The following is a 12,962-nucleotide window of genomic DNA, read 5'->3' on the forward strand; positions in this document are numbered from 1 at the left end:
TGTGGGAGCGGGCTTGCCCGCGAAGGGGCCAGAATAGACAAAGCAAATCTTTAAAATTACCGCCCACCACCCAGATCAACAAAAGTCCCCGTCGCATAAGAAGCCTTATCCGACAACAACCAGACAATCGCCTCCGCCACTTCATCCGGCCGGCCACCGCGCGCCATCGGAATCGCCGATTCGAGTTTGCTGACCCGGTCGGGATCGCCGCTCAGCGCGTGGAAGTCGGTATAGATGTAACCGGGCCGTACGGCGTTGACCCGGATGCCTTCACCGGCCACTTCCTTGGACAGACCGATGGTGAACGTGTCAAGTGCACCTTTGGACGTCGCGTAGTCCACGTATTCATTCGGCGATCCCAGACGAGAGGCGACCGAGGATACGTTGACGATACTGCCCCCCTGCCCTCCGTGTTTTGGTGACATGCGCAGGACAGCGTGCTTGGCGCAGAGAATGGGCGCCAGGACGTTGGTTTTAAGGGTTTTGAGGATGCGGAACTCGGACATTTCGTCGACCCGGGATTTTTGTCCAACGGTGCCGGCGTTGTTGACCAGTGCGGTCACGCGGCCCAGTTCGGTGTCAACCCGGTTAAACAGCGCGATCACTTCGTCTTCGATGCTGACGTCGGCACGTACCGCGATGGCCTGGGCACCGAGGGCGCGGAGTTGCGCCAGCACGCTATGCGCCGCCTCTTCGTCGGACTGATAGTTGATGCAGATCCGATAGCCTTGCCCGGCGGCCAACAGTGCGGTGGCGGCGCCAATGCCGCGGCTGCCGCCGGTGATGACGATGACTTTGTCCATGCGAACGTATCCCCTTCAAGCGAAAGCAGTCGGGGTCAAGAGTAACCGCCATTGGCGGGTTTTGCATGAAGTCGGTGGTGTCCTGTGGCGAGGGAGCGTCAACCTACCGCCAATCGCTCCGCCCGAACAATGTCGACCATGAAGCGATCGGCCGGTAATGGGTGTCCGAGCAAATAACCCTGTAACGAGTCGCAACCGAGTTGAGTCAGGAAATCCTGCTGCACATCGGTTTCCACGCCTTCGGCGACGATGCGCAACCCCAGCGCCTGGCCAAGCGCGACGATGGCGGAAACGATGGCCGCATCGTCGCTGTCGCGTTCCAGGTCGCGGACAAACCCCCTGTCGATTTTCAGTTCGTTGGCCGGCAAGCGCTTGAGGTACATCAAACTCGAATAGCCGGTACCAAAATCGTCGATCGAAAGGTCGACCCCCATCTCCGAGAGTTCCTTGAGCACCGTCATGCTCGCATCGGCGTCGTTCATGGCGGTTGTTTCGGTGATTTCCAAGGTCAGGCTGTTAGCCGGCAAATGATGCGTTGCCAAGGCCCTGGCGACGCTCTGGACCAGGCCCGCATGGCAAAACTGCAACGCCGAGAGGTTCACCGCGATGCGCCAATCGGTGTAGCCGAGCACGTACCATTCGCGCATCTGCCGGCAGGCTTCGTTGAGCACCCAGTCGCCAATCGGAATGATCAGCCCGGTCTTTTCCGCCAGCTCGATGAACTTGTCCGGCAGCAGCATGCCCTGCGTCGGGTGCACCCAGCGCAACAACGCCTCGGCGCCGACTGGCCGGCCGTTGCTGGCGTCGAATTTTGGTTGGTAGTAGAGGCTGAATTGTTGCTGCTCCACTGCATTGCGCAGGTCTTGCAGCAATTGCAGCTGCTTGCGCGCGTTGCTGTTCATCGAGGCGTCGAAGAAGCTGTAGCCGTTTTTGCCCGCGCCCTTGGCGTGATACATCGCCGCGTCCGCGTTCATCAGTAGCTCTTCGGCGGTCAGACCGTTTCCCGGATAAAGGGCAATGCCGACACTGGCGGAAATCTGCAAATCATGTTCGGCGACGCGGAATGAACGCGCGATCAGCCCGACCTGCCGGGTTGCCAGATTCAGAGCGTCATGCTCATCGGCCAGTTGCACCAGCAACACGAACTCATCACCGCCAATCCGCGCCAGCGTGTCGTGGCCACGCAAATCCTCACGCAGGCGCAGAGCGACTTCGCGCAACAACTGGTCGCCCATGTGATGGCCGAAGGCATCATTGACCGGTTTGAAGCCGTCCAGATCGATGAACATCAGGGCAAAACAACCGCCTTGCTCCTGCACCCTCGACATGGCTTGATCGATGCGGTCGGCCAGCAACACCCGATTCGGCAGGCCGGTCAGGATGTCGTGCAGCGCCAGGTGGGTAAGTTCGCGATTGGCCTCTGTCAGCGAGCGGGCCAGTTCGGCGGTGCGAGCTTCCAGGCGCGCATCGAGTATCGAGGTGAGCAGGGCGATGGCCAGCACCGCGAGCGTGGTGATCAAAACCAGGCTGTCCAAACCCTTGCCATTCAAGCCGCTGGTGGCCGCTCCACAGAAACTGCCATCGGGAAACCGCGCGGCGGCCATGGCGGTGTAGTGCATGCCGACAATGGCAATGCCCATGATCACCGCCGCCCCACCTCGAATCAGGCTGACATGAGGCGTGTGTCGGCGCAGGCGGAAGGCGATCCATAACGCAGTGCCCGAGGCACCGACGGCTATGAGCAGAGAGGCGCCGAACAGTGTCGGGTCGTAGTCGATACCCGGCTGCATGCGCATCGCGGCCATGCCGGTGTAATGCATGGCGCTGATGCCCGCGCCCATCACCAGCGCACCGAACGCCAGTTGCCAGGCCGGTAATCGTGGTTGGCTGGCCAGCCACAGGGCAAAGCCGCAGGACAGGATCGCGGTCAGCAGCGACAGGGCCGTCAGGGTGACGTCGTAGCCGAGGTCGATAGGCAGTTCAAACGCGAGCATGCCGATAAAATGCATCGACCACACGCCGATGCCCATCGCAAAAGCGCCGCCAAGCGTCCACAAATGTACTGCGCGGTCTCTGGCAGTGGCGATGCGCCCGGCCATGTCGAGCGCAGTGTAGGAAGCGAGAATCGCCACAAAGAGCGAGATGATGACCAGCGTAGGGGAATAGCTACCGATGAGCATGGGACTTCTCGAGACTACCCGCCGTACTGCTTCCATTCTCGGCGGGCAAATCGGGTGATTGTACTGGTTGCTTAAAAGAACGCACTGAGAAAATTAGCAAATGGCCATCAACCCGATGAAACGCTTGTTTGATTACTCATTGGACCTGGCATCGTTGGCCAAGGAGCGCGCAATCCTGCAGGAGCCGAGCTTGCTCGCGAAGGCTGCGTATCGGGCGACATTGTCGGTGAATGTAGCTCCGTCTTCGCGAGCAAGCTCGGCTCCTACAGGACCGCATCCATCAGTTGGACGAGGTTTCATCAACTTCGAGCTGCCCGTCCCATCCGCCACCCAGCGCCGCAATCAACTGCACGCTGGCAATTAAGCGGCTCTGCAACAAATCCAGCATCGTACGTTCGTTGTTCAGCGCCGTGGCTTGCACCACGACCACATCCAGATAGGCAATCAACCCGGCCTTGTACTGGTTCTGGGTCAGGCGCAAGGACTCGCGCGCCGAGTCCAGTGCCTGCTGACGCACGGCAGTTTCGTTTTCCAGGACCTTCAGCTGGACCAGATAATTTTCCACCTCGCGGAATCCGTCGAGCACGGTCTGGCGGTACTTGGCCACCGTTTCGTCGTAGGCCGCTTCGCTGCGGTCGACTTCGGCTGAACGCTGTCCGCCGTCAAACAAGGTCATCGCCAGTTGCGGGCCGACCGACCAGAAGCGGTTCGGCACGCTGATCCAGTTGGACGACGTGCTGCTGCTATATCCGCCGTTCAGACTCAGTGTCAGGTCCGGGTAGTAAGCGGCTTTGGCCACACCAATGTTCGCATTGGCCGCCATCACCGAACGCTCGGCGGAGGCAATGTCCGGGCGGCGCTCAAGCAATTGTGAAGGCAGGTTCAACGGCACGTCGGGCAATACGGGGATATTGGGGGATTCCGCGAGGCTGAACTCGGCCGGCGGCAGTCCGATCAGCACGGCGATGGCGTTCTCGAACTGGGCGCGCTGCCAGATCAGATCGACCAGCTCGGCCTCGGTGCTCTTGAGCTGAGTGGTAGCCTGAGCCACCGCGTCCTTACCGGAAACACCGGCGCGGTACTGGTTTTCGGTCATTTTCAGAGAGCGCTGATAGGCCTCGACCGTCGCTTGCAGCAGACGTTTTTGCTCGTCGATCACGCGCAATTGCAGGTAGTTCTGCACCAGTTCCGATTGCTGGCTCAACCGCATCGCCGCCAGATCGGCAAAGCTCGCCTGGGCGTTGGCGGTGTCCGCCTCAAGGCCTCGGCGCAACTTGCCCCAGACATCGGCCTCCCAACTGACACCGGCCTGCGCCGTGTAGGTGTCGCGGATCCCGCTGGAAGAACTGGTCAGGCTGGAACTGCTGCTGCCAGTCCCTTGGCTGGAACGGTTTTTCCCGACAGTCAGGTCCACGGTCGGAAAAAACGCACCGCGAGCGCTGCGCACCAAGGCCTGGGCCTGACGGTACTGGGCTTCGGACTGGGCGACCGTCTGGTTGGCGCTGTTGAGCTTCTCGATCAAACCGTTGAGCTGCTGATCGCCATACAATTCCCACCAGGCACCGCGCGCAAGGGAATCACTCGGGTTGGCCTGTCGCCAACCGGCGGATTCCTTGTACTGCACCGGCGCGGCGGCGTGCGGGCGCTGGTAATCCGGGCCGATGGCGCAGGCACTGAGCAGCGCCACCCACAGCGACAGGCTCAACAAACGCGAGCCTCGGGCCGTGACCAGCGATGCAGACAGGTTGATAAGCGAACGGTCAGTCATAGCGGAGTTTCCAGAGCAGCATCAGTACGCACCCCACGCCATTTATTGAAACGATGGCGCAGTTTGTCGAGATAGAGGTAAACCACCGGCGTGGTGTAAAGGGTCAGCACCTGACTGAAAATCAGCCCGCCGATGATGGTCAGGCCCAGCGGCTGACGCATTTCCGCACCCTCGGCACGGCTCAGCAGCAACGGCAAGGCACCGAGGATCGCGGCCAGCGTGGTCATCAGAATCGGACGCAGACGTTGCAGGCACGCGCTACGAATCGACTCCAGCGGTTCCAGACCCTGATGCCGTTCGAGTTGCAACGCCAGGTCGATCATCAGAATGGCGTTTTTCTTCACCACACCGATCAACAGGAACAGCCCCAGCAACGAAATCAGGCTGAACTCGCCCCCCAGCGCGTAGATCGACAGCAACGCGCCAACCCCGGCCGACGGCAACGTCGAGAGAATGGTCAGCGGATGGATATAGCTTTCATACAAGACACCCAGCACCAGATACACCGCCACCAGCGCGCCAAGAATCATCCACGGCTGGCTCTTCTGGGTCGCGGCGAAGGCGTCAGCGGTGCCGGCCACTTTCACGATCACGCCTTCCGGCATACCGACCCTTGCAATCGCCCGCTCGATGGCCGCCGTGCCCTGCTCCACCGTCACGCCTTCAGCCATGTCGAAGGAAATGCTTTCGGAAGCGAACTGGCCTTCGTGGCTGACGCGGTCATCTTCCAGGCTGTTTTCGTAATGGGCGATGGTCGACAGTGGAATTCGCGCACCATCGGCGGTGATCACCTGTACTTGCTTCAGTGTGATCGGGTCCTGGGCGTATTTCTGATTGACCTCCATCACCACCTGATACTGGTTGAGGCTGTCGTAGATTGTCGAAATCTGCCGCTGACTGTAGGCGTTGTTCAGGACGGCGGTGACCATGTTCATGTCCACGCCCAGGCGTTTTGCCTGATCGCGATCGACGATCAAGGTCACCTGCTGCGCACCGCGTCCTTCACGGGCGTCAATGGCGGTGAGCTCCGGTAACGCCTTGAGCGCGGTGACCACTTTTGGATACCACTGGCGCAATTCGCCAAGGTCGGCGCTTTGCAGGATGTAGGAATACTGCGAGGTGGTCTGTTCACGACCACCGCCAAATTGCAGGTCCTGATCCGCCATCAGCATCAACTGGGCGCCGGGGACTTTGGGCATTTGCTTGCGCAGTCGTTCGATGACTTTTTGCGCGGAAACGTCCCGTTCCTTGATCGGCTTCAGGCGCACCAGCATGAAGGCGTTGTTGGTGCCGTTGGTCCCGCCGATGAAGCCGGCGACGCTTTCCACCGCCTCATCTTGCAATACCGCACGGCGGAAGATTTCCATTTTCGGTTGCATCACGCTGAACGACAGACCGTCGTCGCCCCGCACGAACCCGATCAGTTGGCCGGTGTCCTGCTGTGGCATAAAGGTTTTAGGAACAACCACATACAGCGCAATGTTCACGCCCACTGTCACGATCAGACTGAGCAAAGTCAGACGACGGTGACGCAACACCCAGTCAAGGCTGGTGGCGTATTTGCCGACCATCCATTCGTTAGTCCGTCGGCTCCAGCTTTGCAAGCGGTTTTCCTCACCCGGCGTATGTGGCTTGAGCCAACGGGCGCACAGCATCGGCGTCAGGGTCAGCGAGACCACCAGCGACACCACGATGGACGCCGCCAGGGTGATGGAAAACTCACGGAACAGGCTTTCGATAATCCCGCCCATGAACAGGATCGACAGGAACACCGCCACCAGTGACACGTTCATCGACAACAGCGTAAAACCGACTTCCTGAGCCCCAAGGTAAGCGGCCTTCATCGGCGGCACGCCTTCGTCGATGTGCCGGGAGATGTTCTCCAGCACCACGATGGCATCGTCCACCACCAGCCCGGTGGCCAGAATCAGCGCCATCAGCGACAGGTTGTTCAGGGAAAACCCGTACAGGTACATCACCGCGAAGGTGCCCACCAGCGACACCGGCACCGCGAGGGTCGGAATCAGTGAGGCGCGGAAATTACCGAGAAACAGGAACACCACCAGAATCACCAAGGCCACGGCAATCAGCAGGGTCATTTCCGCTTCGTGCAGGGTCGCCTTGATCACCGGCGAGCGGTCCATGGCCAGGTTAAGCTTGACGCTGGCCGGCAGCACGGCTTGCAACGCCGGTAACTGGGCCTTGATCTCGTTGACCGTCTCGATAATGTTGGCGCCGGCCTGACGGTTGATCACCAGCAACACCGCCGCATCGTTGTTGAAGAAACCGCTGTTGTAACGGTCCTCGACGCCGTCGCTGACTTTCGCCACATCCTTCAGACGCAGCGCCGCACCGTCCGCGTAATGGATGATCAGCGATTCGTAATCCTTGGCTTTTTCCAGTTGATCGTTGGCCTGAACCTGCCACAAGCGCTGGCCATCTTCGACCGAGCCTTTGGGCCGGCGTACATTGGCGTTGGCGATGGTGTTGCGCACATCGTCCAGCGCCACGCCGTATTGGTTGAGCGCCTGGGGTTCGAGTTCGATGCGCACGGCGGGGAGCGAACTGCCGCCGATCTGCACTTCACCGACGCCTTGCACCTGGGACAGGCTCTGGGACAGGATCGTCGAGGCCAGATCGTAAAGCTGACCCTTTTCCAACACGTCCGAAGTCAGCGACAGCACCATGATCGGCGCCTGGGACGGGTTGACCTTCTTGTAGGTCGGCATGCTGCGCATTCCGCTGGGCAGCAGATTACGCGAAGCGTTGATCGCCGCTTGCACTTCCCGCGCCGCACCGTTGATGTCGCGGTCGAGGTCAAATTGCAGAATCACCCGGGTCGAGCCCTGGCTGGAACGGCTGCTCATGGTGTTGACCCCGGCGATGGCGCCGAAGGAACGTTCGAGCGGCGTGGCAACGGTCGACGCCATCACCTCGGGACTCGCGCCCGGCAGACTGGCCTGGACCACGATTACCGGGAAGTCCATTTGGGGCAGCGGCGACACCGGCAGCAGACCGAAGCTCACCCCGCCCAGCAGCATGATCGCCAGGCTCAGCAACATCGTTGCGACCGGTCGCTTGATGAAAGGTCCGGAGAGGTTCATGGCTGCTCGACCACATCCACGGACTCGGATTTGCGGCCCCAGCGCCGACCGAGGCGGTCGAAGTACAGGTAAATGACCGGCGTGGTGAACAGCGTCAATACCTGACTCAGCAGCAAACCACCTACCATCACCAGACCCAACGGCTGACGCAGCTCGGCGCCGGAACCGGTGGCCAGCATCAACGGCACCGCACCGAACAACGCCGCCAGCGTGGTCATCAGGATCGGCCGGAAACGCAGCAGTGCTGCCTGATAGATCGCCGTCTCCGGGTCCATGCCCTGATTTCGCTCGGCGTCGAGGGCGAAGTCGATCATCATGATCGCGTTCTTCTTCACGATACCGATCAGCAGGATGATGCCGATGATCGCGATCATCCCCAGGTCATTGCCGCTCAACAGTAAGGCCAGCAAAGCGCCGACTGCCGCCGAAGGCAAGGTCGAGAGAATGGTGATCGGGTGAATGTAACTCTCGTAGAGCACGCCGAGTACGATGTACATGGTCACCACTGCCGCCAGAATCAGCAGCAAAGTGCTCGACAGCGACGCCTTGAACGCTTCGGCCGCGCCCTGGAACTGGGTCTGCACGCCCAGCGGCATGCCGATATCCTTCTGCACCTGTTCGATGATTTCCACCGCATGCCCCAACGCCACGCCGGGCGCGAGGTTGAAGGACATCATCACCGCCGGAAACTGGCCGATGTGAGTAATCGCCAGTTGCGCCTGACGCTCTTCGATGTGCGCCAGGCTGGACAGCCGCACTTGCCCGCCATCGGTGGTTTTCACGTGAATCTGGTTCAACGCATCCGGGCCTATTTTCTCGCCGGACTGCGATTGCAGCACCACGCGGTACTGGCTGGCCTGAGTGTAGATCGTGGAAATCTGTCGCTGGCCGAAGGCGTCGTACAACGCGTCGGTGATGTTCGACACCGACACCCCGACCCGTGACGCCGCATCGCGGTCAATGACCAGATAGACCTGCAAACCTTTGTCCTGCAAATCACTGGCGACGTCGGTCAGTTCCGGCCGTTGGGCCAGTGCTTCTACTAAACGACCGCTCCACAGGCTGAGCAACTCGGAATCCGGCGATGACATGCTGAACTGGTATTGAGTACGACTGACCCGGTCTTCGATGGTCAGGTCTTGTACCGGCTGCATGAACAGACGAATGCCGACCAGCTTGTCCAGTTCCGGCTGCAGGCGGGCGATGACCTCGGTGGCGCTCAAGTCGCGATTGCTGTGGGATTTGAGGTTGATCAACAGGCGACCGCTGTTGAGCGTCGAGTTATCGCCGTCAACGCCGATGTATGACGACAGGCTTTCGACCGCCGGATCCGCCAGAATCACCTTGGCCAGCGCCTGCTGCCGCTCGCTCATTGCTGCAAAGGAGATCGACTGTGGCGCCTCGGAAATGCCCTGGATCACCCCGGTGTCCTGCACCGGGAAAAAGCCCTTTGGCACCACCATGTAAAGGAACACGGTCAAAGCCAGGGTGCCGATGGCCACTAGCAGCGTCAGCGGTTGATGCTTGAGAACCCACTTTAACTTGCGCCCGTAAGCCGCGATCATCCAATCGATTGTGGCGCCGCTGGCGCGATAGAAACGGCCCTGGTCTTCTTCCCTGGGTTCACGCTTGAGCAGCCGCGCGCACATCATCGGCGTCAGGGTCAACGACACGACGAGGGAAATCAGGATCGCCACCGCCAGGGTGATCGCAAATTCGCGGAACAGCCGCCCTACTACGTCAGCCATGAACAGCAGCGGAATCAGTACCGCGATCAACGACAACGTCAGGGAAATCAAGGTGAAGCCGATCTGCCTGGCGCCCTTGAGCGCTGCATTCAACGGGCTGTCGCCCTCTTCGATGAATCGGGAAATGTTCTCCAGCATCACGATCGCATCGTCCACCACGAAACCGGTGGCGATGGTCAGGGCCATCAAGGTCAGGTTGTTCACCGAGAACCCGGCGAGGTACATCACGCCGAAAGTGCCGATTAGAGAGAGCGGCACGGCCACCGAAGGAATGATCGTGGCACTGGCGCGCCGCAGGAACAGGAACGTCACCATCACGACCAGCGCGATGGCGATCAGCAATTCGTGCTGCACGTCGGTGACGGACGCGCGGATGGTCTGGGTGCGGTCGGTCAGCACGGTGACGTCGAGCCCGGCCGGCAGGTTATCCGTGATGCTTGGCAACAAGGCCTTGATCCGGTCGACCACTTCGATGACGTTGGCGCCGGGCTGACGCTGGATGTTCAGCAACACGGCCTGGTTTTCATTGGCCCATGCAGCGAGGCGTTCGTTCTCCGCCCCATCGACTATTTCGGCCACGTCCTTGAGCCGCAATGGCGCGCCGTTGGCGTAGGCCAGGATCAGGTTGGCGTAATCCTTGGGCGAGGTCAGTTGATCGTTTGCATCGAGCATCGAGACCCGGGTCGGGCCGTCGAAGTTTCCCTTGGGCTGGTTGACGTTGGACGCGCCGATTAGGGTGCGCACGTCCGACAGGTTCAAACCGTTGGCCGCGAGGGCTTCAGGGTTGACCTTGATCCGCACTGCCTGACGCTGGCCGCCGGCAATGCTGACCATTCCGACGCCGCTGATCTGGGCGATCTTCTGCGCCATGCGCGTATCGACCAGGTCATTGAGCTTGGGCAACAACATGGTCTTGGACGTGATCGCCAGGGTCAGCACGGGGGTGTCTGCCGGGTTGACCTTGTTGTACACCGGCGGTGCCGGCAGGTCCTTGGGCAATAGATTGGTCGCAGCGTTGATCGCCGCTTGTACCTGCTGCTCAGCGACGTCCATGTTGATGTCGAGACTGAACCGCAGAGTCAGCACCGAAGCGCCGCCGGAACTGGTCGAGGCCATTTGGGTCAGGCCCGGCATCTGCCCGAACTGACGCTCGAGCGGTGCGGTCACGGCGCTGGTCATGACGTCCGGGCTGGCGCCGGGATAGAGGGTCATGACGCGAATGGTCGGGTAATCGACCTGAGGCAAGGCCGACACCGGCAACAACCGGTAGGCGATCACACCGGCCAGAATAATGGCCAGCATGCTCAGGGTCGTCGCTACCGGGCGAAGGATGAACAGCCGCGAGATGTTCATGCGCCGCCCTTTTTCGCCCTGTCGGCGGGCGCCGGTTCAGTCGTGCTGGCCGCCGATTTACCCTGCAGGTGCCCGGTCGGTGTAGTCGGCACTTCCTTGGTGTCGTTGACCACTTCCACTTCGCTGCCTTCCTTCAGGCGATCGGTGCCTTCCAGCACCACGCGATCGCCCGCCGCCAGGCCTTCGGTGATCACAGTGTTTTCACCGTCACTGGCGCCGACTTTCAACTGACGGATGGTGACTTTCTTGTCGCCATCCATCGCATAAACGAAGGTGCCGTTGGTGCCGAACTGAATGGCTGCCGAGGGTGCAAGCACAACGTCTTTCAGGGTGTCGGCCAATAGATGGACGTTGACGAACTGATTGGGGAACAACGCCTGATCACGGTTTTCGTAGCGCGCCTTGAATTTCAAAGTGCCGGTGGTAACGTCGATCTGGTTGTCGAGGCTCTGCAATACGCCGGTGGCCTGAAGTTTGGTGTCGCCACGATCCCAGGCTTCGGCGGGCAGTTTCGCCCCGCTGCGGTAGCGCGCCAGCACCACGTCGAGGCTATTCTCCGGCAAGGTAAAGGCAACACTGATCGGCTGGGTCTGGGTGATGATTGCCAGCGCCGTGGTGTCATTGGCGTAGACAAGGTTGCCGACGTCGAGCTGGCGCAGGCCCACACGGCCGGCAATCGGTGCGCGGATTTTGGTGAATTCGAGATTGAGCTTCGCGTCGTTGACCGCCGCCTGATTGGTCTTGACCGTGCCCTGATACTGGCCCACCAGCGCTTCAGCGGTGTCCAGGGTCTGCTTGGCAATACTGTCTTCGCGGTACAAACCGCGATAACGCTCGACATCGACTTGAGCGTTCTTCAGTTGCGCCTGATTTTGCAGCAAGGTGCCTTCGGCCTGCAGCAAGGCATTCTGGTAAGGGCGCGGGTCGATCTCGGCCAGCAAATCGCCGGCCTTGACCATCTGCCCTTCTTCGAACGAAATTTTGATCAGCTCGCCGCCCACCCGGCTGCGCACATTGATGGTGTTCAGTGCCGTCACAGTGCCCAGCGCCTTGTAATACAGCGGGAAGTCGCCTTTGACCGCCGGCGCCACACGCACCGGCACCGGCCCGGTCGCCCCACCGAAGCCCGGACGCATACCACCCGAACGGCCAGTGTGCCCCGCCACGGCTTTTTGTCCGTTGCCTTCTTTTGGTGTAGCGCTGCCGGGCCAGAATTTCCAGCACAGGCCAGCGATGACCAACAGGACAAGCAAGCCGAACAGCCAGCGACGAGGACTACGGGAAGCGGAGGATTGCATTGAATGATCAACCATTGGGCGCGTGGGCTTCTTCTACGGGAGGCTGAACGATAAGCACTGGCGGGTATTTAGCAAAGCGCCTTTACCGGCAATTTACCTTCGGCTTACGTAACAGGAGATTTATCTAAGACACTGAAGCACAAATGAAAACGGCCTGGACAGGGCCAGGCCGTTAACAATTGTAAAAGTTGACTTACTTCAGAACGGAGAGCGCAGCTTCGTAGTTCGGTTCCTGACCGATTTCGCTGACCAATTCGCTGTGCAGCACATTGTCATTTTCGTCCAGAACCACGACAGCACGCGCGGTCAGGCCTTTCAATGGACCATCGGCAATCGCCACGCCGTAGTTCTCGATGAACTCGGCACCGCGCAGGGTCGACAGGTTTTGAACGTTTTCCAGGCCTTCAGCGCCGCAGAAACGGGCCTGGGCGAACGGCAGGTCGGCGGAGATGCAAAGTACGACGGTGTTGGCGACGTCATTGGCCTGGGCGTTGAACTTGCGGACCGACGTCGCGCAGGTCGGGGTATCGACGCTTGGGAAGATGTTCAGCACTTTGCGCTTGCCGGCGAAGCTCGCCAGGGTCACGTCGGACAGATTGCCGGCCACCAGGGAAAAGGCTGGCGCCTTGGAACCGGCTTGTGGCAGTTGGCCGTTGACTTGAACCGGGTTGCCTTTAAGAGTGACTTGAGCCATGAACGGAGTCCTTC

Annotated in this window: 7 protein-coding genes; all 7 read right to left on the reverse strand. The window is 60.4% G+C overall.

What is annotated here, in order from left to right; translation table 11 throughout:
• Positions 1–56: 56 nt before the first annotated feature.
• The 7 genes from ACYZT9_RS14565 to tpx all read right to left on the reverse strand — a co-directional run bounded on the left by ACYZT9_RS14565 (position 57) and on the right by tpx (position 12,948).
• Positions 57–803 (reverse strand): SDR family oxidoreductase, encoded by a 747-nt coding sequence (locus tag ACYZT9_RS14565; protein ID WP_462006139.1) that lies wholly within the window; start codon positions 801–803, stop codon positions 57–59.
• A 98-nt stretch (positions 804–901) separates the two neighbouring features.
• Positions 902–2,983 carry a putative bifunctional diguanylate cyclase/phosphodiesterase gene (locus ACYZT9_RS14570; protein ID WP_462006140.1) on the reverse strand — a complete coding sequence of 694 codons (2,082 nt, stop codon included), beginning with the start codon at positions 2,981–2,983 and terminating at the stop codon, positions 902–904.
• A 280-nt stretch (positions 2,984–3,263) separates the two neighbouring features.
• A complete protein-coding gene (locus tag ACYZT9_RS14575; RefSeq protein ID WP_462006141.1) occupies positions 3,264–4,751 on the reverse strand; it encodes an efflux transporter outer membrane subunit in 1,488 nt (495 codons plus the stop codon).
• Complete coding sequence (locus ACYZT9_RS14580) at positions 4,748–7,855, reverse strand: efflux RND transporter permease subunit (protein WP_462006142.1); 3,108 nt, start codon at positions 7,853–7,855, stop codon at positions 4,748–4,750. The genes ACYZT9_RS14575 and ACYZT9_RS14580 overlap by 4 nt, the downstream gene beginning before the upstream one ends.
• A complete protein-coding gene (locus ACYZT9_RS14585; RefSeq protein WP_462006143.1) occupies positions 7,852–10,956 on the reverse strand; it encodes an MdtB/MuxB family multidrug efflux RND transporter permease subunit in 3,105 nt (1,034 codons plus the stop codon). The genes ACYZT9_RS14580 and ACYZT9_RS14585 overlap by 4 nt, the downstream gene beginning before the upstream one ends.
• On the reverse strand, positions 10,953–12,269 hold the full coding sequence (locus ACYZT9_RS14590; protein ID WP_462006144.1) for an MdtA/MuxA family multidrug efflux RND transporter periplasmic adaptor subunit: 1,317 nt from the start codon (positions 12,267–12,269) through the stop codon (positions 10,953–10,955). Before ACYZT9_RS14590 ends, ACYZT9_RS14585 begins: the two co-directional genes overlap by 4 nt.
• A gap of 178 nt (positions 12,270–12,447) precedes the next feature.
• The gene (tpx, locus tag ACYZT9_RS14595) at positions 12,448–12,948 is read right to left on the reverse strand and encodes a thiol peroxidase (RefSeq protein WP_462006145.1); all 501 of its coding nucleotides are present in this window, start codon (positions 12,946–12,948) and stop codon (positions 12,448–12,450) included.
• Between the last annotated feature and the right edge of the window lie 14 nt (positions 12,949–12,962).

The organism is Pseudomonas sp. ZT5P21, assembly GCF_054897785.1.